Source organism: Arthrobacter sp. V1I9 (assembly GCF_030817075.1).
GTDB lineage: Bacteria > Actinomycetota > Actinomycetes > Actinomycetales > Micrococcaceae > Arthrobacter.
Map to the genome: position 1 here is coordinate 3,882,958 of NZ_JAUSYU010000001.1, position 20,789 is coordinate 3,903,746.

Here is a 20,789-nt window from a genome sequence, read left to right on the forward strand (position 1 = left end):
TGTCTAAAGCCGTTCTATGTGCTTCCTGGCAGCAGCCAGATCTGATTGCTTTGCCTGGGCAGCGTTCTGGCTGGGCTTTATGGTCCGTTCCAGGCGGGCGCGTGCGGCGGTGGCAGCTTGGACCTGGGCCGCGTAGTGCTGCGCCGAACGCTCCGCGAGGTCGCGCTGGTACTTTTCGGCGTCGGACATGCCCGAATCGCGCGGGCTCAGGGCTGTCAAAAGACCCCAGATGAGCGCCACCAAAACGATCGCAGGCAACAGCACCAGCAGTAGTTCGCCCATGCATAGAGCTTATGCCAGATCCCGGTTATCCACAGCAGTATTCGGAATAGTGCATGGAGGCGGTGCGGGGGCCGGGGCAAATCAGCGCAGGGGAATATGAGGACCGCCACAACGGCGGCCACGCTATTCTCTGACGTCTCCTCGAAGCCGTTTTTCCCGCCCAGAGCCGGAACCAAGCTGTGGATGAAATTCCACAAAAGAAATATTTCCTCCACATCCCAGTGGGAACGTTTTCGCAGGTCAGAGCGCATGTGGGTGACAAAGTTTTTTTGTTTCCACAGCTTTCTCAACAGGCTGTGCACAAGCTATGCCCGTTACTGCACAGGTTATCCACACCCCTTCCGGCATGCTGGCTTTGAGGCTGAACCCAAGGCGGCTAGCGTAGCGGGGTACCTGTTCTTCGGCGCCTCGGACGGCTTTCAAAAGGGGCGCCGCGACTGTACAGGGCGGACCGCAGCAACGTGCGCGGACGGCTCAATGTGGAAAACCTGTGGATAGTGGGGATAACTCTGGCGAAAGCCCGCGCACGCGGGCATCGCAGGATTGTCAGACCCCGCCGGTAAACCTGGACAGGTGGCGGAGCGCGGCTTTTGCGGCGCGACGCCTTTGGCAGGATGGTTAGCCACCGGGCACTTTGGTCCCCGGTGCACAGTGGAGGACGGCAGCTTTGTCAGTAGCGCATCTGGACCCGATCGAGGCCACCCGCGGGTCGGACGTGAGCCGGAAGCCTCCCCAGGACATTCCCGCCGAACAATCCGTCCTGGGCGGCATGATGTTGTCCAAAGACGCCATTGCCGACGTCGTGGAGATCCTCCGCGGCCGGGACTTCTACCGGCCGGCGCATGAAACCATCTATGAAGCCATCATCGACCTCTACGGCCGCGGCGAACCGGCTGACGCTGTCACGGTCTCCGACGAGCTCACCAAGCGCGCCGAGATCAACCGGATCGGCGGCCCTGCGTACCTGCATGAGCTGATCCAAACCGTACCCACCGCAGCCAACGCCGGGTATTACGCCGAGATCGTTGCTGAACGCGCGGTCCTTCGGCGCCTGGTGAATGCCGGCACCAAGATCGTGCAGCTGGGCTACGGCTCGGACGGCGAGGTGGAGGACCTGGTCAACCAGGCCCAGGCCGAGGTTTATGCCGTGGCTGAGCGGCGCACTGCCGAGGATTACGTGGTGCTCAAGGACGTCATGGAGTCCACGGTGGACGAAATTGAGGCGTCCGGCCACCGCGGGGAGGGCATGACCGGTGTGCCCACCGGTTTCTACGAGCTGGACGAGCTCACGCACGGCCTCCACCCCGGCCAGATGATTGTCATCGCAGCCCGGCCCGCAGTGGGCAAGTCCACGTTCGCCTTGGATTTCGCCCGCTCCGCCGCCATCAAGAACAACCTCGCAACCGTGATGTTCTCGCTCGAAATGGGCCGGAACGAGATCGCCATGCGGCTGCTCTCCGCCGAGGCAACCATCGGCCTGCAGGACCTCCGCAAGGGAACCATCAAGGACGAGCAGTGGTCCAAGATCGCCACCACCATGGGCCGGATGAATGACGCCCCGCTGTTCATCGATGACAGCCCCAACATGTCCCTGATGGAAATCCGGGCCAAGTGCCGGCGGCTGAAGCAGCAGCACGATCTGAAACTCGTTATCCTCGACTACCTGCAGCTGATGAGCTCCGGCAAAAAGGTGGAGTCCCGCCAGCAGGAGGTTTCGGAGTTCTCCCGTGCCCTGAAGCTGCTGGCCAAGGAACTCCAGGTTCCGGTCATTGCGCTGTCCCAGCTGAACCGTGGTTCCGAGCAGCGCTCGGACAAGCGGCCCATGGTTTCTGACCTTCGCGAGTCCGGCTCCATCGAGCAGGACGCCGACATGGTGATCCTGCTACACCGCGAGGATGTCTATGACAAGGAATCTCCGCGCGCCGGAGAGGCGGACATCCTCATTGCCAAGCACCGTAACGGCCCCACTAAGGACATCGTGGTGGCCTTCCAGGGCCATTACTCCCGCTTTGCCAACATGGCAGCCGACGCCGGCGGCGGAGGCTTCTAGGGCCATGCCCGCCCTGGTGGGGGCGGGTCAGCCGTGGGGGACTATGGCCTTTAGGCCTGCGTGAGCAGGTGGTTCGGCAGCCGGTTCCCTGGCGCCGTTCCCCTGATTTCCAGCAGCTCGCGGGCATGGGCGTGGAGCCTCCTGTCCTCTTCGCTGACCGGCACCCAGGCGGGGACAGGCACGGAGTTGCCTTCGCCGTCGCGCGCCACCATGACGGTGAGGCAGTAGGTGGTGAGGTTCAGCTCGCCGCCCTTGGGGTCGCCGGACCTGACGTGTACGGCGATGTGCATGCCCTTCGTCCCCGTGTACACGAGGCGGGCCTCCACCTCTACAACGTGGCCGATCAGGAGCGGGCGGTAGAAACGGACGCCGCCCGAGAACACGGCCACGGTGTCCATCCCGCAGTAGCGGGACGCGCAGACGTAGGCGGCTTCGTCAATCCACTTCATCACAATGCCGCCGTGGACTTTGCCGCCCCAGTTCACATCCGTGGGAGCGGCCATAAACCGCAAGATGACGCGCTCAGCTGTACCGGCGTCGGTATATTCCTGCCGGTTCATAGCTTCCACGATCTGCTCGCGAATTCTGACGCGCGCCAGGGCATGGTCCCGCTGCTCGATCTCCCCAGCAGTGACAGGTTGGAACTGCTGCACCGGGATGGGTTTGCCGTCCTCGCCGACGGCCACGAAGATCACCATGCACTGGCTACGCATGGTGGCAGGGCCGCCCTTGGGATCCCCTGAGGAGACGACGGTCCGGATGTGCATCGACGACCGGCCGGTGTAGACGATGGTCGCTTCCACCTCCACCATGTCGCCGCTGTTGACGGGGTCGGCGAAGTGGATGTTCCCTACGTAGGCGGTGACACAGTAGGACTTTGCCCAGCCCACGGCCGCAGCGTAGGCGGCCTTGTCTACCCACTCCAGAACGGTTCCCGCGTCCACCGAGCCGCTGTGGCCTACGTCCATTGGGGCGGCCAGGAAGCGGAGGGTCACGGAGTTGGAGGTGCCGGTCTCAGTCATGCTGCGATCTTACTGACGCCACCGGTTACCCATGAGTTGGGCCTGCAACATTGGAGCCAACAGCATTGCCCCGTCCGCCGAAGGGCGGACGGGGCAGAGCTTGGTCACCTTAGTGCGGCCGCGGCAGCCTAGCCGACGCGGGTGTACACGATGTCCGGCTGGGCCGGAAGCTCCATCCCCTCGCCGATGAAGAAGCCGGGGTGCGGCGGCTGGTTGTAGGCGATGTTCTCGCGTGCTACCGAAAGGCGGTACACCGGATCATGCATCAGGGTACGGAGCCGGACGTCCGTGGACGCGGAGGTGGTGTAGATCCGCAGTTCCGTGCTGTCAGCCGAAGGCCACGCCAGTTCCTCCCGCCAGTCACCCAGGAGGTCGGCCTGGAGAGCCGGGTTCCCCTTGGTGCTGTTGTTGGTCTTGGCGCCGGTGGCCGTCAGCAGCCGGTCGCTGGACTCGGTCTCCCAGTTCCACTTGGCGATGCTGGGCGTGCCCGTGTTGGCTGCGGCGTTCCAGTCGTGGTCCACGATTTCGCGGAGCAGGTCGCCGTCCCACCAGGCCAGGAAGTTGGCCGCCGGGATGTTGTTGGCGATCAGCTGACCCTTGGCCGACCGGAGCTCGCCGACAGGGGAGTTCCAGGCGGCGTCGCCGCCGATGGCCCAGCCTTCGGCACCTGCGTGGCGGGGGTCTATATCTCCGGCCGCAGCGCGTCCGGTGTCTTTGGTGGCCGGGATGCTCCAAAGCAGCTGACCAGTACGTGAATCCCGGAATGTGGCGCCCTTGTTGCCGCTTGAGCCCATGTCCTCGTGGGCGGCGAAGGTCTCCAGTCCCGGGCGGGACGGATCGAGGTCGCTGGTATGGATGGCGTCACCGTGGCCGAGGCCGGTGTTGTAGAGCGGCTTGCCGTTGTCATCGATGGTCATGGAGCCGAAAACGAACTCGTCCTTGCCGTCGGCGTCAACGTCCGCGACGGAGAGGTTGTGGTTGCCCTGGCCCCGGTACTGGGCGCCGGCAGCATCTGAATCGAAGACCCAGCGCTTGACGATCTTGCCGGCCACCAGGTCGTAGGTGGCCAGTACGGCACGGGTGTAGTAGCCGCGGCTGAACATCATGGAGGGGTGCTCGCCGTCCAGGTAGGCCACGCCTGCAAGGAAGCGGTCCACGCGGTTGCCGTACGTGTCTCCCCAGGCCCCCACGTCACCGCGCGTCGGATCGTACTTCACGGTATCCATCACAGTGCCGGTGGCGCCGTGGAACACGGTCAGGAATTCATCACCGGTGAGCACGTAGCCGGTGCTGTTGCGGTGGTCGGCGCTTGGGTTGCCCACCGCTGTGCCGGCTGCGTCCCGGGTTCCGTCCGCCGTCTTCATGGCGATTTCCGCCTTGCCGTCGCCGTCGAAGTCGTACGCGAGCAGCTGGGTGTAGTGGGCGCCGGCCCGGATGTTCGGGCCCATGTTGATGCGCCAGAGCCTGGTTCCGTCCATCCTGTAGGCGTCCACGTAGACCGTGCCCGTGTAGCCTGCCTGCGAGTTGTCCTTGGAGTTGGACGGTGACCACATCTGGATGACCTCGTAGGTGCCGTCGCCGTCCAGGTCCGCCACGCTGGAGTCACCTGCGGAGTAGCTGTAGGGCTGGCCGTCCTTGGTGTAGTCGTCCGCCGGCTTGTCCAGCTTGATGGCCAGGTAGTCCTGGGCCAGCGGTGCGAACTCGGCGGTGAGCTGGTCCCCGCCGTTGCCCACTGCCTTGATGACGTACCTGGAGGCCGCGGTTCCGGTGGCATCCAGGTAGGTTGTGCTGTTGCGGATCGGCTCGTCGGTGAGCTGGACGCCGTCGCGGATTACGTGGAAGCCAATCTGCTCCGGGTCCAGGCCAAGCATCCGCCAGCCGACGCGTACACCGTCACCGGTCAGCAGGGCCACGGGGGCGCGGTCCAGCTTCTCCATCTGGCGGTTGATTACGGTGACCTTCCCAGTTCCCACCACAGGGGAGGGCACGGATTCGCCGCCCTTGTTGACGGTGGTCACGCGGTAGTAGTACTTGATGGTGGTCAGCACGCTGTAGTCGGTGTAGTTCACCTCGGTGGCGCGGCCAACATAGTCGAAGGGGCCATCGGGGGCCGTGGACCGGTAAATTTGGTACGCGGCAGCGCCGGAGACCTTCTGCCACTTGAGCGTGACGCTGGTCTTCTCCACTGCCTTGACGTCCACTTTGCCGGTGGCTGCAGGGACCGGGGTGTTGGGATCCACCAGGGCGGTCTGCACCGTGTTGGAAGGGACGGATTCCAGTCCTGTGCTGTCCAGCGCCGTAACGAAGTACTTGTACTTCAGTCCGGCGAAGGCAGTGGTGTCCCGGAAGGATGGTGCCGTGACATTTTCGGCGATCACCTGCGGCTCACCTTCGAAGGAGGCCTGCCGGAACAACTTGTAACCGGCGGCGTCTGCCACGGCATCCCAGGCGAGGTCCACGGTGGGCGGCTCGGCCGCGGCGTCAACCGCAGCGGTGCGCAGGTTGGTGGGGCCCACCAGGAGCGGGGTAACCTCCAGCCCGTTGAGCCGCTGGCCGGAGCCGCTGATGGCCAGGTTCAGCTGGCCATCGGAAACCAGGACCTGGTTAATGATCTTGGTGGCCGAGGATGCCCTGCTGGAGGAAACCTGGCCGAAGGGAGTGCCCTCGGCGGCCACGTCCGTCCGGGTGGAGCCGATCCAGTCGCTGTGGTAGGTCTTCACGGCGTACGTGCCGTTGGGGACGTCGAGTTGGAACTCGAAGCTGGAGCCGCTGAGCACGAAGTCGCGCAGCAGGTTGCTGGTCACCGCTCCGCGGTCCCGGTCGCTGAGCACAGCGATGTCCTTAAAGCCGAAGCCCCGCTCCGGGGTGTAGGCCATGGTCCGGTTGACCTCGGTGTAACCGGCCTCGAGCGGTGCTCCCACCGGCCCGAAATCGAACTTGTACTTCGCCTGTTTGGTGGTCACAGTGAGGGTGTCGCTGGGCTCGGAGAGGCCCTTGCCGTTCATGGCTGCGACGCGGACGCTGTAGGCGGTGCCTTCGGCCAGTCCGGCCAGGTTGGCGGTGGGGACGGTGGCGGTGGTAGTGAGCTTGTAGGCGCTGTCCGGCTCGGACGCCAGTTTGCGGTACACCTTATAGATGTCCGCGCCTTCGACCGGCTGCCACAACAGGCGCGCTCCTGCGTTGGACACGCTTCCGGCCACCAGTCCCCGGGGCTTTGCAGGAACGGACGACGGCGGTGCGACTTCCTTCACGCGTGCCGCCAGCGGAACGCTGAGCTGCTGTACTCCGCCGGCCACCAGGCGTGCGATCTGGATGGCGCCGTATTCCTGGAAGTGGGTGTTGTCCACCGTGCCGGTGGGGCGGCCGGGGTAGACGCCGGCATCGACGTGGAGGAATACGGACTTGGTGTCCTCCGGGCCGATGGCGTCATAGTAGGCGCGGCTCGAGGCGGAGAGGTCCACCAATGCCACGTTTTCCTCGGCGGCCAGTTCCTGCATCTTGGCCACGTACTCCGGGAAGCTGACCCGGAACTTGCCGGTGGTTTCGTCGAAGTCGCGGCGGCCCACGGGGGTCACCAGCACAGGGGTGGCCCCTCGCTGGCGGGCGCCGTTTACGTACGTCCGGAGGTATTCCTTGTAGTCAGCGGGGGAGGCGTAGCGGTCGTCGACGCCGATGGTGGCATCGTTGTGGCCGAACTGGACCAGCAGGTAGTCGCCGGGGTTGATAACGCGCAGGATCTCGTCCAGTCGGCCCTGGCTGATGAAGTTCTTGGAACTGCGGCCGCCGATGGCGTGGTTCTTGAAAGAGACGCTGTCATCAAAGTACCGGTCGATCATTTGGCCCCACCCTGCCTGGGGCGCAAAACCGGGATCGTAGGTCTGCACGGTGGAGTCGCCGGCGAGATAGACGCCGGGATCTGTCGTAGCGGTCCGGGGAGCGCGGGCCGTGACCACCAGGGAGTTTGATCTTCGCGGCGGTTCCCGTGAAATCGAGGTTGAGCTGGCCGTCCACCAGGGAGATGGGGAATTCCATCTCCAGGTACTGGCCGGCCGGCTTGTCGGTTGCCTGGACCTTGGCCATCTTCTCCGCCGTGATCGCGATGTTCGTGGCTTCAGCTGCGTCACCGGCGATGAGCTTGACGGTGTAGTCACCGTTGGGCAGGTCCACCAGGAATGAGCTGCCCTGGGCCTGGACAAAGTCGGACCGCCGCGGGTCCCCCGTGCCGCGGTCCACGCCGGAGGTGACCGCCGTATCTGTGAAGCCGAACTTGGTCCCGGAAGAATACTGCGTGCCGGCGCCTACAGCTGTGTAACCGTCTGCCAGGGCTCCGGGGCCGAAATCGAATTTGAAGCCACTTCCCACCGCCGGCAGGGCGGTATCGGCCTGGACTGCCGGGAGCCCGGTGAAGGCGATGGCAGCGGAAGCCACGGCCGCTGTGACTGCTTTCGCTCCGGCGGGGAGCCTGCGCTGGCGGGGTGGTGGTGCTTCCTGGGGTAGCGGTGTCACTTGCGGGGGTGTGTTCACGGACATCTCCTTCGATGAGCGGTGGCAAAGCGGTACCCAGGAGGATTGGAACGATTCAAGAGCGAAGGTACGCAAACTGCGGCGAAGTTGCGCGCTTGAGGGCTTCCAAGTGAAGCGGGAATGGCTGAGACCTGGGATGGGTGATGCAGCTCTCACTGCAGCATTCAATGGTTTATCAGCTCCGAAGGCTTGGTGGCAAGCGTTTTCCCAACTTTCCCGTGAGTTTCTGGTGCTGTATGTTCCAGTTTGTTTCCCTGCCCCTGAAGACCACACGACGCATCGGCGCCGCAGTCTCGCGCTCCAACGCACGACGGCGGATGCGCACCTGAGTGCACATCCGCCGTCGTACGCTTCCCGGCTGAGGCCGGTTGGAAGGATCAGGCCAGGAGGGCCAGTTTCGAGTTGCTGCGGCCAAAGAGCGCGCGGTCCGCGGAGAGGCGGCCGGCGCCGGTCAGCGCCAGGGCGAAGGCTGCCGCCGCGAGGAGCAGCACCAGTTCGTAGCCGCCGTTCGCGGCGAACACTCCGGCGGAGGCGTGGACCAGGAACAGGGCGCCCAGCATGTCCAATGCCAGGAGCGCCGCGACCACGCGGGTGAGGATGCCGAGGATCAGGGCGATTCCGCCGGCCAGTTCGAGAACGGCCACGGCCGGCGCGGCAATCTCAGCTGCCGGGACACCCATCTTGGCGAATGACGCCTGCGTGCCGGCGATGGTCCACTCGTTGAACTTCTGCCAACCATGGGCGGCGAAGAGGAAACCCAGGATGATGCGGAGGGCGGTAATGGCGGTGGTGGTAAGTCGTGACTGGTTCATGGGACTTAAGTCTTCCGCGCCAATAGTTGAAGTGTCAACTATTGGCGTCATAATGTGGGCTTTGTCATGCACCCGCGGTCATCCACACGCGGCGCATTAGGCTGGCTGGATGCCCCCATTACCTGCCCACGCACCGGCCGCGCCGCCGAAGGGGCATGCCCGCGAAATCCTCCGGCTGGCTGTTCCGGCTTTTGGTGCGCTCGTCGCCGAACCGCTGTTTTTGCTGGCGGATTCGGCCATCGTGGGTCACCTTGGCGTCGCCCAGCTGGCGGGAGTGGGATTGGCGTCGGCGGTGCTGCATACAGCCGTCGGCCTGATGGTCTTCCTCGCCTATTCCACTACCCCGGCCGTGGCCCGCGCCATCGGTGACGGCCAGCTGGGCAAGGCCCTCGCTGCCGGGCGCGACGGCGTCTGGCTGGCACTGCTGCTCGGCGCAGTTCTGGCCGTGGCAGGCTTCCTGGCCGCCGACCCGCTGATCGGCCTTCTGGGAGCGGAAGGCGAGGTGCGCACTTTCGCCGTCGACTACCTTCGCTGGTCCATGCCGGGGCTGGTGGCCATGCTGCTCATTTTTGCCGGCACCGGCCTTCTCCGCGGCCTGCAGGACACCCGGACGCCGCTTGTGGTGGCCACCGCCGGGTTTGGCCTCAACATCGTCCTGAACCTGTGGCTCGTCTACGGTCTGGGCTGGTCGGTTACCGGTTCCGCCGTGGGTACGAGCCTGGCCCAATGGGCCATGGCCGCCGTCTACCTGGTGATGGTGCAGCGGAATGCCCGGCGCAACGGCGTCAGCCTCCTGCCGAGCTGGCGCGGCATCAGGAGCATGACGCGGGTAGGGTCCTGGCTGATGCTGCGGACCCTCAGCCTCCGGGTGGCCATCCTGGCAACGGTTGTTGTGGTCACCGCGCAGGGGCCCGTGAACCTCGCTGCCCATCAACTGGCCATGACCATCTTCTCGTTCCTGGCCTTCGCTTTGGACGCCCTCGCCATCGCCGCGCAGGCGCTGATCGGCAAGGAGCTTGGTGCCTCGAACCCTGCTAGGGCACGGCTTCTGACCGGAACCATGACCCGCTGGGGACTCGGCTTCGGAGCGGTTACCGGGGCGCTGCTCGCCGTTGCCGCGCCCTGGGCCGGCTCACTTTTCACCTCCGATCCCGAAGTGCACTCGGCCCTGGCCGTGGCGCTGTGGATCCTTGCCGCCGGCCAGCCCATCGCCGGTTATGTTTTTGTCCTGGACGGGGTGTTGATTGGCGCCGGGGATGCTAAATACCTCGCGCTCGCAGGTGTGGTTAACCTCGCGGTGTACGCGCCGCTGCTGCTCGCCGTGGCCCTGACGGGTGCAGGCGGCGCGGCGGGCCTTGGCTGGCTGTGGGCAGCCTTCGCCCTCGGTTACATGGCGGCACGCGCCGTCACCTTGGGTGCCCGCGCCCGGTCTGACCGCTGGATGGTGCTCGGTTCGCCGTAGGCCGGGCCCCCACTAAACTGGACCGGTGACCCAACCGAAAACTCCCGCCGGCGCTGCTTCCGGAACGGCTCCCACGGCTGAGCTCTGGAAGCCGGTGCTGCTCCGTTCTGCGGCGGCGCTGGTTTTCGGGGCCGTGACCATTTTCTGGGCGGCGCCCTCCGTAGAGGTTATGGGCTGGTCCGGCGGGCTTTACCTGCTGGCAACAGGCCTGCTCCTGATGAGGGGCATTCCCGCGACGGGCTTCCAGCGGGACAGTGCGGTTGGCAAGATGCTTTCCGCCGCCGGTTCCGTGCTGGCCGGTGCCGGGTTCGCGCTGGTAGTGCTGCACGGGGACCTGCTGTTCGGTGTGATTGCCGCCCTCGGCCTGGGCGTAGCGGGGGCCCTCGAGCTGACCTGCGGGCTGAGATCCCGGGGCCAGCACGTGTTAGCCCGGGACTGGATCGCGTCGGGGCTCATTGGCCTAGGTACCGCCGTCATCCTGCCCTTTTTTATCAGCCTCGGCGCGCATGCGCTGCTGGGCGTTGCCGGCGGCGGGGCCATCATCTCCGGCGTGCTCTGGGCCCTTGCCGGGCTGACCATTCGGCACGATGCCCGCAGTGAAGCGGGGAACCCGTAAACTAGGAGGGTGTCCGGTTCTACTTCTCGTAGAAAATAGCCGGGCGGACTACCGAAAGACATTGACCCAGGCGGCCCCCGCACCGCCTGCAGGGAGGAATCACCGTGGCAGACCAGCAACCAGGACATCCGCGCAAGATGCGGACCTCGGTGAGGGGCCCGCTGATGTTCTCCGCGTTTTGGGCCATAGTTGCCTTCGTCGCCGTCGTGATTTTCGCCTCCGGCGGCAGCGCACGGGCCCCCCGCTTCGATCTGGCCTTCACCGCTGCCGGCATTGCGTTCATTGTCACCCTGGTGATTGCCGCAATGCTCTCAATGAGCCACAAGGACAATGCTGATTACCTGGGCAAGGGATCCGGCGTGAACCTCAGCTCAGCACCCAAGCAATCCCACGGGTTTGGATCTCCACGCCCGCAGGACCCGGGTGCCCCTGACGAGCCAGACACTCCGGGCTCCCGCTAGTCTTCTGCTAGCCGGTTGCCGCCTGGCGTGCCCGGTAGGCTGCCACGTGCGCACGGTTGGCGCAGTTCCCCGTATCGCAGTACCGCTTTGACCGGTTCCTGCTGAGGTCCAGCACCGCAGCGTCGCAGTCCTCCGACTCACAGATACGCAGCCGGTCCATCTCCTTGCCGCGGATCACGTCCGCCAAAGCCATGGCCGCTTCCGTGCTCATCCGGTCCACCAGCGGGGCTTCGTGAGTGGTGGCGTGCAGGTGCCAGTCCCAGCGATCGTGCTTCACCAGTTGAGGCAGGGCCCGGGCCTCCCGCAGCAGGCGGTTCACCGTCTCCACGGCAGCATCTTCGTCCGCGGTCCACACCGCCCAGAGCTGTTGGCGCAGTTGGCGCACGCTGGCCAGTTCGTCCTCATCCCGGGTCCGCGAACCGGTAAATCCTTCAGCTGCCAGGAAGCTGTCCAAATCCGCTGCCGATCCAAGCCCTTCGCTTCCATTGGCTGCTGAATTGACCAGGTGGACCACGGTCCGCAGAGCCACCTCAGTGTCAGGGGCAAAAACCATTTTGACTCCTTACGGTGCTTCCCGTACTGTCATGACCATCACCCCACTTTACTCCTGACAGGAGGCAACGATGTCTGCCGTGAGCAACCGCACCCCCAACCTGAGGGTGCCCCCAGGCAAGCGCAGCTTCCTGGCCTCCGGCCTCGGCATCGCGCTGTTCTCGTCCGCAGTGTTTGGCCTCTCCGGATCGTTCGCCAAGGCCTTGCTGGAAACGGGGTGGTCTCCCGGGGCTGCCGTCACTGCCCGGCTCACCGGCGCTGCCCTGATTCTCGCTGTCCCCGCGGTTCCCGCCCTGCGCGGCCGCTGGCACCAGCTCCGGGACAACTGGCTGACCATTCTGCTTTTCGGACTGATCGGCGTCGCCGCCTGCCAGCTGTTCTACTTCAACGCCGTGGCCAGGCTTTCGGTAGGCGTGGCGCTCCTGCTCGAGTACCTGGCGCCGGTGATCATCGTGCTGTGGCTGTGGGCGGCCAGCCGGAAGCGGCCGCGGGTGCTGACCTTCGCCGGAACGCTGCTTTCCCTCGCCGGCCTGGTCCTGGTCCTTGACCTCACGGGTGCGGTCAGGATTGACCTGGTAGGTGTTTTCTGGGGCATGGCCGCAGCAGTTTGCCTCGCCGTCTATTTCTTCATCACCGCGAAGGAGAACGACTCCCTTCCACCCATCGTCCTGGCCTCCGGCGGACTTCTGGTGGGGGCTGCCATCATGTGGCTGGCGGCGGCAACCGGCCTGCTGCCCATGGCCTTCAGCACGGCCGACACCAAGCTGGGCCCGTGGGTCACTCCGTGGTGGGTTTCGCTGGCCGGCCTGGTCATCCTGGCCACGGTGCTGGCCTACGTCTCCGGCATTGTGGCCGCCCGTGCTCTCGGCTCCAAGGTGGCGTCCTTCGTGTCGCTGACCGAGGTCCTGTTCGCCGTGGTGTGGGCCTGGCTGCTGCTGGGCGAACTCCCCGGCGCCATCCAGCTCCTCGGCGGCGTGCTGATCGTGGGAGGCGTCATCCTCGTCCGGCTCGACGAGCTGCGGCGCCCGGCAGTCCTGCCCGCCGGAGGGGCCATGGAGGCACCCAGGGCGGCGTCCCCGCTGGAACACGCGAACGACGTCGAACCTGTCCCTTAGGCGCGGAGGCCGCCGGCTTCCTTGCGTGCTTCCGCCACCTTGGTGAGCATGGTGGTGCGCGTTCCGGAGTATTCATTGCGGGGCCCCTAAACCCGTAGCGGAGGGGTCGATCCCAGGCGGTTCAGAGCCTAGCATGGCTGTATGTGCCGGAATATCCGAACCCTTCACAACTTCGAACCCCACGCCACGTCCGAGGAAGTGCACGCCGCAGCGCTGCAGTACGTGCGCAAGGTCAGCGGAAGCACCAAGCCTTCCAAGGCCAACGAGGAAGCCTTCGAGGAAGCGGTCCACGAGATCGCCCACATCACCCAGCACCTTCTGGATGCGCTGGTGACGCAGGCGCCACCCAAGGACCGGGACGCCGAGGCCGCCAAGGCGCGGGCACGGGCAGCCCTGAGGTATGGGGCTGCCTGACGCCAGCCTTAGCCCTGCTTCCCGAAACTCCGCAGGCGCAGTGAGTTGGCCACCACCAGGACGGAACTGGCTGCCATTGCGGCGCCGGCGATCATCGGGTTGAGCAGTCCCAGGGCCGCCACCGGGATGCCCACCGCGTTATAGAAGAACGCCCAAAACAGGTTGGTTTTGATGGTGGCCAGGGTCCTGCGGGACAGCGCGATGGCCTGGACCACCTGCGAGAGGTCGTTTCCCATTACGGTGAGGTCGGCCGCCTCGATGGCCACATCAGTGCCGGACCCCATGGCGATCCCGAGGTCAGCCTGGGCCAGCGCTGCGGCATCATTGACGCCGTCCCCGGCCATGGCCACGGTCTCGCCGCGGGACTGCAGTGTGCGCACCACCTCCACCTTGCCTTCGGGCAGGACCCCCGCATAGACGTCTGCGGAATCAATGCCGACGGCGGCAGCCACCTGGGCGGCGACGGCGGCGTTGTCCCCGGTCAAGAGGATGGGCCGCAAACCCAGGGACTTCATCCGGCCGACGGCGGCTGCCGAGCCGTCCTTGATGGTGTCCCGCAGGTTGATGATGCCGGCAGCAGTACCATCCACGGCAACCCAGATGGCTGTGGCGCCTGCTGCTTCCGCCGCTGCCAGCAGCTTCAGCTGCCCGGGAGCCAAGGTGATGCCGTTTTCCTCAAGCCAGCCGCTGCGTCCGGCGGTTATCTGCCTGCCCTCGACGGTTCCGGCGACTCCGCCGCCCGGCGCGGAACGGAAGGCCTGCACCGATGGCAAGCGCCCGCCGTCGGAATCTGATTGAGTGGCTGTCCCCGCCTGCTGGGCCAATGCCGCGGCGGCGATGGCCCGGGCGATAGGGTGCTCGGAAGCCGCTTCCACCGACCCGGCCAGCCTCAACACCTCACGCTCCTCAAACCCTTCAAAGGCAAGGGTGGTGTGCACGGCGAGCAGTCCGGTGGTGACGGTCCCGGTTTTGTCCAGCAGGATGGTGTCCACCGTGCGGGTGTCCTCCAGGACCTGCGGGCCCTTGATGAGGATGCCCAGTTGGGCGCCCCGCCCGGTGCCCGTGAGCAGGCCGACGGGAGTCGCCAGCCCCAGCGCACACGGGCAGGCAATCACCAGGACGGCGACGGCGGCAATGAAGGCCGATCGCAGCCCTCCTTCTTCCACGCCCGCGAAGAGCAGCCAAAGCACAAACGTGAGTGCGGCAATCACCAGGACTACGGGAACGAACACGGCGCTGATGCGGTCTGCGAGGCGGGCGATGGGAGCCTTGCCCGTCTGGGCCTGGGACACCAGCCGCGCCATCTGCGCGAGCGTGGTCTCGGAGCCCACACGGGTGGCCCGGACCAGCAACCGGCCGGAAGCGTTGATGGTTGCGCCGGTGACCCGGCTGTCCGGGCCCACCTCCACGGGTACCGATTCTCCGGTGACCAGGGAGGCGTCCACTGCCGAGGTCCCCTCAATCACCACGCCATCAGTGGCAATCTTCTCGCCCGGCCGGATCACCAGGACGTCGCCCACCTGCAGCCGGCCGGCGGGGACCCTGTGTTCCGTTCCGTCGTTGAGAACGGTGGCGTCCTTGGCGCCGAGGCTGAGGAGGGCGTGCAGGGCGTCGCCGGCCTTTTGCTTGGCGTTGGCTTCAAGGTAGCGGCCCAGGAGCAGGAAAGTGGTGACGACGGCCGCAACCTCAAAATAGAGGCCGCCCTGCTCCATCCCCTCCATGCCGGGGTGCTGGGTCAGCAGGGGATCCGCAAACAGCTGCCAGGCCGAGAACAGGTACGCTGCGACAACGCCGATCGACACCAGGGTGTCCATGGTGGAGGCGAAGTGGCGGGCGTTGATGGCGGCGGCACGGTGGAACGGCCACGCTGCCCACGTCACCACAGGCAGTGCCAACACGGCCGCAGCCCAGCCCCACTGCGGGAACTGGAACGCGGGGACCATGGAAATCAGGAACACCGGCACCGTGAGGGCAGCAGCCAGGATCAGGCGGGGGCGGAGCCGGCCGGGTGAATGCTCGGTCTCCGCTGCCGGAGTGGGTTGGCGGACGGTTGCTTTATAACCGGCGGCATTAACCGTATTCAGCAACTGTTCGTCCGTGATGGCCGCCGGGACTGTTACGTGGGCGGATTCCAAGGGCAGGTTGACCAGGGCCTGGACGCCGTGGAGCTTTCCGAGCTTCTTTTCCACCCGGTTGACGCAGGAGGCGCAGGTCATGCCCTCGATGTCGAGTTCCACCACCCGGGTTTTGGGTTGGTGGAGAAGTTCGTGGCTGCTCATGCGGCTCCTCGAGTCAGTGGTCGTGTTTACGCTTCGTTGGCGACGACCAGATAGCCCGCCTCTGCAACGGCCTCGCCGATCTCGGACGGTGACAGTTCGTTGCTGGAGGTGATGGTGACTGTGGAGATACCGCCGGCGTTCAGTTCGACGTCCACTGCCTCTACGCCTGCGAGGGCCTCAAGTTCTTCGCTGACGGCCGAGACGCAGTGCCCGCAGGTCATTCCGGAAACGCTGACAGTGGTGGTGGTAGGGGAAATGGTGCTCATGTGCTGCTCCTTGTTGGGTGGGACGGCGTTGTTGGGGAAAGTTCTGGATGCGTCGAAGGCAGGCAGTTGTTACCGGAGGAGCCGGCCGATCGCGTCAGCGGCTTCCTTGACTTTGGCATCGATGGCTTCTGCGCGAAGTGCAGGGTCAGGTTCGGAGGCGGCACCCACTACGCAGTGGCCAATGTGCTCCTCAACGAGTCCCAGGCTGACGGCGTGCAATGCCTTGGTGACAGCGGAGACCTGGGTGAGGATATCGATGCAGTACTTGTCCTCATCCACCATGCGTGCGATGCCCCGCACCTGGCCTTCGATGCGCTTGAGCCGGCGGAGGTAGGCATCCTTGTTCCCGGTGTACCCGTGCTCCGGCTGGTCGATGGGGGTTCCCGTAACAGCTTCATCCGTTGCGCTCATGCCTTCACCCTATACCCCGCGGGGGTATAAGCGCAAGTACCCCCTGGGGGTACCTGCAACCACCGCAAGCTGAGAACTTTGGGCACAAACAAGCTGAGAACTTTGGGCACAAAAAAGCTCCGGAGTGCGTTATTGGGGGATACGCACTCCGGAGCAGCTCTTGGGCAAGGCCAGCCTCCACACTGCTGGGATTGGCCTGCTCACATCAGCTTACGGGCTGGTAGCCCGGTCCGCCAGCGCCCGGAATAACTACTTTCGCTTTACTTTCTTCCCCGTGATTTCTGCGCCAACGGGAGGGCTTCGGAAGGTCAGGATCGGTCCTCGTGGGCTGCCATCCGGTAGGGGACGATGAGGACAGGCCTGCTCTGGTGATGCGTGAGCCAGGCACCCACCGACCCGCTGAGTGCTTCCGCAAGGCGATGCGAGAAGCCCCGCTCGGAAGTTCCCACGATGATCATCGGCGCGTTGGATTCCGCTGCGAGCTGGGCCAGGGCGCGGGCCGGATCCCCTGTGAGCGTTTGCAGGGTCCATTCCGCCGCCGCGGTTCCGGGCGGCACCTGGGCCACCGCGGCCTCTATCGCAATCTTAAGCTCCAACGTCACGCCGCCGATGTTCCCCGCGTCGGCGTCCGGGTGCAGGGAGAGTCTGTGGGCGGACCTCGCCGGGTCCCATTCCACAAGGTAGCTGGCCTCATCCACGTAAGCGCAGAGCAAGCGGGTCCCCAGCCGTGCGGCGAGGTTGGCGGCGGTTTGCAGGACCTCTGGATGCTGGTTGGGGGCCACGCCTACCAGCAGGGGTGAGGTGCCGCGGATGTGTTCTGACGACATAGCTTATTCTCAGCCCGCCCGCACCCTCTTGAACAGCGCCGGTCCGCTAAGGAGGATCAGGATCTGGCAGGCGAAGCGGTCACCACCACGTTTTTGCCCCAGGGATCTTCGGTATAGCAGCTGATCAGGACCAGCCGGTTGGGCACTATGTCCCAGATGGGGCTGTCTTTCAGGCCGGACTTCAGGTACGTGGTGACGCTGTCCACCCGATACGGAATGGTGCCAGCGGAGGTGTCCACCTCGAACAGGTCGCCCACGGTGGCGGCTGAGCTCAGATGGTTGAAAGGTGCGTCTGCGCCTTCCCAGCTGTGGCCGATGACATAAGTGGTGTTGACGGAGCCGTTTCCCGGGGTGCCGAACGGGGTCAGCCAGTAGCCGTCCTTAGTGGCCGGGGGTACGATCGTTTGGCTGCTCCGTGCGCTGGAGTCCAGTTCAAGCGCATGCACCGGAACGTCGAACGCGGCGGCCGTGTAGCGGATGCGCACCGGAGCCGATGCTGCCGGCAGGACAGGAGCCGGCGCCTGCCGAACAGTGGAATCGGCGGGAGCTGGCGTTACTCCTGCCGGTATCCCCGTGACGGCCGTGGGCTCGGGTTCCGTGGAGCTGCCGGCGGCGGGATGCGAGGCAGCGGCTGTCCCCCCAACGCCGGGGGACAATCCAGCCGGTTGGAACAAGGGGGCGCCGAAAGTGATGGATAAAAAGGCCAGGATGCCGCACAGGAGAATGACCAGGTCGCCACGGTTCCAGCCCCTCCACCCGCGTGCCTTCGCGGCTGCGTGCCTGCTGCGTTCCTTGGACATGCTGCTCCTCACCTGTTGCAACGGCGAATCGGGAAAGGAAGGAAGGCGCCCCGCCGGGCACTGGCGGGACGCCTTCCTTGTCGTGGCCACAAATTGCGGCTTAGCCTTTGTCAGCCGTCCAAGGGCAGCATGCGGGACTTGCGGCGGAATGCCACTGCCCCTCCCGCTGCGAGCAGTGCACCTGCTCCGGCCAGCCAGGACGGTGCGCTGTCAGACCCGCCGACGGCAGTCTGGGCGTTGTACCCCTGGTTGGTTCCGGGGCTTGCGTTGGCAGTGGCTCCGGCAACGGGGGCCGCTGCTGCGGCGTGAGGCGCGTTGGCTTGCACCGGGACGGTCGACGGCGGAACAACCGTGGGCGGGTTGACTGCAGGTGCACCCGCGGGCGGGTTCTCGACGACAGGCTGGTTTGCGACGGGAGGCGCGACCGCCGGCGGTTCCACGGGCGGAACCACCACGACGGGAGGAACTACAGGCGCGTGCACTACCGGCGGCTTGCCCACGGGTGGGTTGACGACGGGTGGGTTGACGACGGGTGGATTGACGACGGGTGGGCTCACAACAACCGGCGGCGCTACGGGTGGTACGACGACGGGCGGAACCACAGGCGGGACGTCAACGTCGGCAACTACGCATCCGTTGGCATGGATGGCCCTCCCCACCGCATCCCAGTTCTGTCCGTAGTCCATTCCAACGTTGGGCGGGATAATGTCTGCGCCGTGCTCGTCATGGCCGTTCAGCGACGGGACGGCAACGGTGATGGCGCTGAAGTGCCCGGAGTTGGAGCCCGAACCGGCGTGGCAGACGACAACCTTGTCGTTGTCGTCACCCCCGCGGTCCGCCACGGCCGGAGCGGCGACGGCAAGTGCCGCCAGGCCCAGCACCCCCAAGGTTGTTATGGCTCGTTTCATACTTATTCTCCCCAGTTTTTGGCGTGAAATTGACCATGAGGAGGAGGACCAGCGAATGCACCGATTGCCCCAGCAGCACGGTCAGCTTGCTTGAGTTTTCAGGCTAGGTTGGGTCGCTGTTGCCAGTCGCGAGTAGGCACTACTCGTCTTTGGCGGGCTCCTGGCAGCCTGGTTACTTGCCGGTACCCGAAAAAATCGGATGCGCCACTTGGTACCGCCCCCATACCTTGTAGCCCGTCCTGCCCGCGCCTACCGTTGAATCAACCGATGAAAGGGCGTGAGGGCATGGAAATTTTCATGTGGTGGCTGGACTTGGACCTTGCAAGCAAGGAATGGCTGCGGGAGAACCTTCGCGCCGAGGAACTTCCGCTCCCAGTGCTGCAAGGCATCGCGGAGGCAGGTGGCCCCCACCCGGATAGCCCGGCGGCAGCCCTGACAGCAGCGGACTGGGACTTCATTGAAACCCAGTCGGAGTTCGTTGACTAACACCCTCCAGGATTGCCCGGATGGCAAAGAAAACCGTTGCGGGCCGCGCGGGGCGGTGGTTGCATGGGGGGCATGACAACCGCAGAGAGTTTTGTCTTAGCGATCGGGACCAAAAAAGGCCTGTGGCTGGCCACCAGCCAGGACAGGCGCCAATGGTCCTTCACCGGCCCGCACTTCCTGATGGCTGAGATCCCCAGCATCGGCATCGACACCCGGGAAGGCCGCACCCGGATCATGGTCGGGGTCCGGAACGAGCATTGGGGACCTACCGTTGCCCATTCCGATGACCTTGGCACCACCTGGACGGAGCCCGAGCAGGGCGCCATAAAATTCCCCGAGGATACCGGCGCCGCACTGGAGCGGATCTGGCAGATCTCTCCGGATGCCGAGTCCCGTCCGGGTGTGGTTTGGGCAGGAGCCGAGCCTATCTCGGTCTGGAAGTCCACCGATGGCGGCGAACACTTCGAACTTAACCGTGGCCTGTGGGACCACCCCCACCGGAGTGAATGGGGCGCCGGCTACGGCGGCGCCGCCGCGCACTCCATCGTGGTCCACCCCGCCCGGGAAACCGTGCATGTGGCCATGAGCACCGGAGGCGTGTACCGCTCGCTCGACGGCGGCACCTCCTGGGAAGCCCGCAACCGGGGAATTTCCGCCTACTTCATGCCGGACCCCAACCCCGAGTTCGGCCAGTGCGTACACAAAATTGCCGCGGACGCCGCCGTCGACGGCCGCCTGTACGCCCAAAACCACCACGGCGTCTACCGCACGGATGACAACGCCGAGAGCTGGAACTCCATCGCCGAAGGCCTGCCGGCCGACTTCGGATTCGTGATGCTGACCCATCCCCGCCGGGAAGGTACCGCCTGGGTTGTCCCGCTCAAGGCCGACGGCGAGCGGATCCCGCCCGACGGCGAGCTGGCAGTCCATCGCACGGACGACGCCGGCGGCACTTGGAAGAGGCTCAGCAACGGGCTGCCAACAGGGGAGTACAACAGCGTGCTGCGCGACGCCGCCTCCGTGGATACAGCGGAACCCGCCGGTGTCTACTTTGGCACCCGCGGCGGCACCGTTTACGCCAGCGCGGACGAGGGGGAGACGTTCGCCGAGGTGGTGGCCCATCTGCCGGATGTGCTGTGCGTCCGGGCAGCAGTGGTGGCCGGTGCCTGAGATCAGCGTTGTTCTTCCCGGCGTCCTGCAACCCTTCGCCGGCGGGCAGTCCGTACTGACTGCGCCCGCCGACGGGCCGGTGTCGGTGGTGAAACTGCTGGATTCCGTGACTGCCGGCTACCCTGTGTTGGCCAGGCGGCTTCGCGACGAAACAGGCGCGTTGCGCCGATTCGTGAACATCTATGTGGGCGGTGACGAGGTGCGGCGCCTGCAGGGCCTGGAAACGGAGGTGGCGCCCGGCCAGGAGGTGCTGGTCATCCAGTCAGTGGCCGGAGGCTGAAACGCGGTTCTGCGGGGCCATGCTCCGTGGGCAGCGGGCAGTCCTTACTGAC

The 20,789-nt window shown here is 65.5% G+C and carries 20 protein-coding genes and 1 pseudogene; 9 read left to right on the forward strand and 12 right to left on the reverse strand.

Going from position 1 to position 20,789, the window contains the following annotated elements; genetic code table 11:
- Nucleotides 1–3 precede the first annotated feature (3 nt).
- A complete protein-coding gene (locus tag QFZ70_RS18120; protein ID WP_307097583.1) occupies nucleotides 4–282 on the reverse strand; it encodes a hypothetical protein in 279 nt (92 codons plus the stop codon).
- A 667-nt stretch (nucleotides 283–949) separates the two neighbouring features.
- Between QFZ70_RS18120 and dnaB the strand changes: the two genes are divergently transcribed.
- The gene (gene dnaB, locus QFZ70_RS18125) at nucleotides 950–2,332 is read left to right on the forward strand and encodes a replicative DNA helicase (RefSeq protein WP_307097585.1); all 1,383 of its coding nucleotides are present in this window, start codon (nucleotides 950–952) and stop codon (nucleotides 2,330–2,332) included.
- Between the two features lie 50 nt (nucleotides 2,333–2,382).
- Here the strand turns inward: dnaB and QFZ70_RS18130 are convergent, their stop codons facing one another.
- The 4 genes and pseudogenes from QFZ70_RS18130 to QFZ70_RS18140 all read right to left on the reverse strand — a co-directional run bounded on the left by QFZ70_RS18130 (nucleotide 2,383) and on the right by QFZ70_RS18140 (nucleotide 8,690).
- Nucleotides 2,383–3,354, reverse strand: coding sequence for an acyl-CoA thioesterase (locus tag QFZ70_RS18130; protein ID WP_307097587.1), 972 nt, complete (start codon nucleotides 3,352–3,354; stop codon nucleotides 2,383–2,385).
- A 128-nt stretch (nucleotides 3,355–3,482) separates the two neighbouring features.
- The gene (locus tag QFZ70_RS18135) at nucleotides 3,483–7,307 is read right to left on the reverse strand and encodes a GDSL-type esterase/lipase family protein (RefSeq protein WP_307097589.1); all 3,825 of its coding nucleotides are present in this window, start codon (nucleotides 7,305–7,307) and stop codon (nucleotides 3,483–3,485) included.
- Between the two features lie 88 nt (nucleotides 7,308–7,395).
- Nucleotides 7,396–7,884, reverse strand: a pseudogene (locus QFZ70_RS19030) (G-D-S-L family lipolytic protein); the annotation flags it as partial.
- A 371-nt stretch (nucleotides 7,885–8,255) separates the two neighbouring features.
- A complete protein-coding gene (locus QFZ70_RS18140) occupies nucleotides 8,256–8,690 on the reverse strand; it encodes a DoxX family protein (RefSeq protein WP_307097590.1) in 435 nt (144 codons plus the stop codon).
- A gap of 109 nt (nucleotides 8,691–8,799) precedes the next feature.
- Here QFZ70_RS18140 and QFZ70_RS18145 point away from each other — a divergent pair, with 109 nt between their 5' ends.
- The 3 genes from QFZ70_RS18145 (at nucleotide 8,800) to QFZ70_RS18155 (ending at nucleotide 11,229) form a co-directional block, all read left to right on the forward strand.
- Nucleotides 8,800–10,152, forward strand: coding sequence for an MATE family efflux transporter (locus QFZ70_RS18145; protein WP_307097592.1), 1,353 nt, complete (start codon nucleotides 8,800–8,802; stop codon nucleotides 10,150–10,152).
- 25 nt (nucleotides 10,153–10,177) lie between these two features.
- Nucleotides 10,178–10,768: a hypothetical protein gene (locus tag QFZ70_RS18150; protein WP_307097593.1), complete on the forward strand. Its 591-nt coding sequence runs from the start codon at nucleotides 10,178–10,180 to the stop codon at nucleotides 10,766–10,768.
- Nucleotides 10,769–10,872: 104 nt separating this feature from the next.
- Nucleotides 10,873–11,229: a hypothetical protein gene (locus tag QFZ70_RS18155; RefSeq protein ID WP_307097595.1), complete on the forward strand. Its 357-nt coding sequence runs from the start codon at nucleotides 10,873–10,875 to the stop codon at nucleotides 11,227–11,229.
- A gap of 7 nt (nucleotides 11,230–11,236) precedes the next feature.
- Here QFZ70_RS18155 and QFZ70_RS18160 read toward each other — a convergent pair whose 3' ends face one another.
- The gene (locus QFZ70_RS18160) at nucleotides 11,237–11,782 is read right to left on the reverse strand and encodes a CGNR zinc finger domain-containing protein (protein ID WP_307097597.1); all 546 of its coding nucleotides are present in this window, start codon (nucleotides 11,780–11,782) and stop codon (nucleotides 11,237–11,239) included.
- Between the two features lie 70 nt (nucleotides 11,783–11,852).
- Here QFZ70_RS18160 and QFZ70_RS18165 point away from each other — a divergent pair, with 70 nt between their 5' ends.
- Nucleotides 11,853–12,896: a DMT family transporter gene (locus QFZ70_RS18165; protein ID WP_307097598.1), complete on the forward strand. Its 1,044-nt coding sequence runs from the start codon at nucleotides 11,853–11,855 to the stop codon at nucleotides 12,894–12,896.
- Nucleotides 12,897–13,037: 141 nt separating this feature from the next.
- The gene (locus tag QFZ70_RS18170; RefSeq protein ID WP_307097600.1) at nucleotides 13,038–13,310 is read left to right on the forward strand and encodes a DUF2277 domain-containing protein; all 273 of its coding nucleotides are present in this window, start codon (nucleotides 13,038–13,040) and stop codon (nucleotides 13,308–13,310) included.
- A gap of 8 nt (nucleotides 13,311–13,318) precedes the next feature.
- Here the strand turns inward: QFZ70_RS18170 and QFZ70_RS18175 are convergent, their stop codons facing one another.
- From QFZ70_RS18175 to QFZ70_RS18200, 6 genes are all read right to left on the reverse strand, one after another.
- The gene (locus QFZ70_RS18175; protein ID WP_307097602.1) at nucleotides 13,319–15,589 is read right to left on the reverse strand and encodes a cation-translocating P-type ATPase; all 2,271 of its coding nucleotides are present in this window, start codon (nucleotides 15,587–15,589) and stop codon (nucleotides 13,319–13,321) included.
- A gap of 26 nt (nucleotides 15,590–15,615) precedes the next feature.
- Complete coding sequence (locus QFZ70_RS18180; protein WP_307097604.1) at nucleotides 15,616–15,855, reverse strand: heavy-metal-associated domain-containing protein; 240 nt, start codon at nucleotides 15,853–15,855, stop codon at nucleotides 15,616–15,618.
- A gap of 69 nt (nucleotides 15,856–15,924) precedes the next feature.
- Nucleotides 15,925–16,266: a metal-sensitive transcriptional regulator gene (locus tag QFZ70_RS18185; RefSeq protein ID WP_307097606.1), complete on the reverse strand. Its 342-nt coding sequence runs from the start codon at nucleotides 16,264–16,266 to the stop codon at nucleotides 15,925–15,927.
- Nucleotides 16,267–16,574: 308 nt separating this feature from the next.
- On the reverse strand, nucleotides 16,575–17,093 hold the full coding sequence (locus QFZ70_RS18190) for a universal stress protein (protein WP_307097608.1): 519 nt from the start codon (nucleotides 17,091–17,093) through the stop codon (nucleotides 16,575–16,577).
- 56 nt (nucleotides 17,094–17,149) lie between these two features.
- Nucleotides 17,150–17,893: a class F sortase gene (locus QFZ70_RS18195; RefSeq protein WP_307097610.1), complete on the reverse strand. Its 744-nt coding sequence runs from the start codon at nucleotides 17,891–17,893 to the stop codon at nucleotides 17,150–17,152.
- A 110-nt stretch (nucleotides 17,894–18,003) separates the two neighbouring features.
- Nucleotides 18,004–18,801 carry a hypothetical protein gene (locus tag QFZ70_RS18200; protein WP_307097613.1) on the reverse strand — a complete coding sequence of 266 codons (798 nt, stop codon included), beginning with the start codon at nucleotides 18,799–18,801 and terminating at the stop codon, nucleotides 18,004–18,006.
- Nucleotides 18,802–19,086: 285 nt separating this feature from the next.
- Between QFZ70_RS18200 and QFZ70_RS18205 the strand changes: the two genes are divergently transcribed.
- From QFZ70_RS18205 to QFZ70_RS18215, 3 genes are all read left to right on the forward strand, one after another.
- On the forward strand, nucleotides 19,087–19,287 hold the full coding sequence (locus QFZ70_RS18205; protein ID WP_307097614.1) for a hypothetical protein: 201 nt from the start codon (nucleotides 19,087–19,089) through the stop codon (nucleotides 19,285–19,287).
- Between the two features lie 63 nt (nucleotides 19,288–19,350).
- Complete coding sequence (locus QFZ70_RS18210) at nucleotides 19,351–20,457, forward strand: exo-alpha-sialidase (protein WP_307097615.1); 1,107 nt, start codon at nucleotides 19,351–19,353, stop codon at nucleotides 20,455–20,457.
- The gene (locus QFZ70_RS18215; RefSeq protein ID WP_373461630.1) at nucleotides 20,417–20,737 is read left to right on the forward strand and encodes a MoaD/ThiS family protein; all 321 of its coding nucleotides are present in this window, start codon (nucleotides 20,417–20,419) and stop codon (nucleotides 20,735–20,737) included. Before QFZ70_RS18210 ends, QFZ70_RS18215 begins: the two co-directional genes overlap by 41 nt.
- Nucleotides 20,738–20,789 lie beyond the last annotated feature (52 nt).

What these genes read in the sequence shown, in the direction of transcription:
- QFZ70_RS18175 (WP_307097602.1), bottom strand. Translation starts at nt 15,589, where the DNA reads ATGAGCAGCCACGAACTTCTCCACCAACCCAAAACCCGGGTGGTGGAA.
- QFZ70_RS18130 (WP_307097587.1), bottom strand. Translation starts at nt 3,354, where the DNA reads ATGACTGAGACCGGCACCTCCAACTCCGTGACCCTCCGCTTCCTGGCC.
- QFZ70_RS18195 (WP_307097610.1), bottom strand. Translation starts at nt 17,893, where the DNA reads ATGTCCAAGGAACGCAGCAGGCACGCAGCCGCGAAGGCACGCGGGTGG.
- QFZ70_RS18145 (WP_307097592.1), top strand. Translation starts at nt 8,800, where the DNA reads ATGCCCCCATTACCTGCCCACGCACCGGCCGCGCCGCCGAAGGGGCAT.
- QFZ70_RS18185 (WP_307097606.1), bottom strand. Translation starts at nt 16,266, where the DNA reads ATGAGCGCAACGGATGAAGCTGTTACGGGAACCCCCATCGACCAGCCG.
- QFZ70_RS18120 (WP_307097583.1), bottom strand. Translation starts at nt 282, where the DNA reads ATGGGCGAACTACTGCTGGTGCTGTTGCCTGCGATCGTTTTGGTGGCG.
- QFZ70_RS18210 (WP_307097615.1), top strand. Translation starts at nt 19,351, where the DNA reads ATGGGGGGCATGACAACCGCAGAGAGTTTTGTCTTAGCGATCGGGACC.
- QFZ70_RS18180 (WP_307097604.1), bottom strand. Translation starts at nt 15,855, where the DNA reads ATGAGCACCATTTCCCCTACCACCACCACTGTCAGCGTTTCCGGAATG.
- QFZ70_RS18190 (WP_307097608.1), bottom strand. Translation starts at nt 17,093, where the DNA reads ATGTCGTCAGAACACATCCGCGGCACCTCACCCCTGCTGGTAGGCGTG.
- QFZ70_RS18170 (WP_307097600.1), top strand. Translation starts at nt 13,038, where the DNA reads ATGTGCCGGAATATCCGAACCCTTCACAACTTCGAACCCCACGCCACG.
- QFZ70_RS18160 (WP_307097597.1), bottom strand. Translation starts at nt 11,782, where the DNA reads ATGGTTTTTGCCCCTGACACTGAGGTGGCTCTGCGGACCGTGGTCCAC.
- QFZ70_RS18140 (WP_307097590.1), bottom strand. Translation starts at nt 8,690, where the DNA reads ATGAACCAGTCACGACTTACCACCACCGCCATTACCGCCCTCCGCATC.
- QFZ70_RS18200 (WP_307097613.1), bottom strand. Translation starts at nt 18,801, where the DNA reads ATGAAACGAGCCATAACAACCTTGGGGGTGCTGGGCCTGGCGGCACTT.
- QFZ70_RS18205 (WP_307097614.1), top strand. Translation starts at nt 19,087, where the DNA reads ATGGAAATTTTCATGTGGTGGCTGGACTTGGACCTTGCAAGCAAGGAA.
- QFZ70_RS18165 (WP_307097598.1), top strand. Translation starts at nt 11,853, where the DNA reads ATGTCTGCCGTGAGCAACCGCACCCCCAACCTGAGGGTGCCCCCAGGC.
- QFZ70_RS18215 (WP_373461630.1), top strand. Translation starts at nt 20,417, where the DNA reads ATGTGCTGTGCGTCCGGGCAGCAGTGGTGGCCGGTGCCTGAGATCAGC.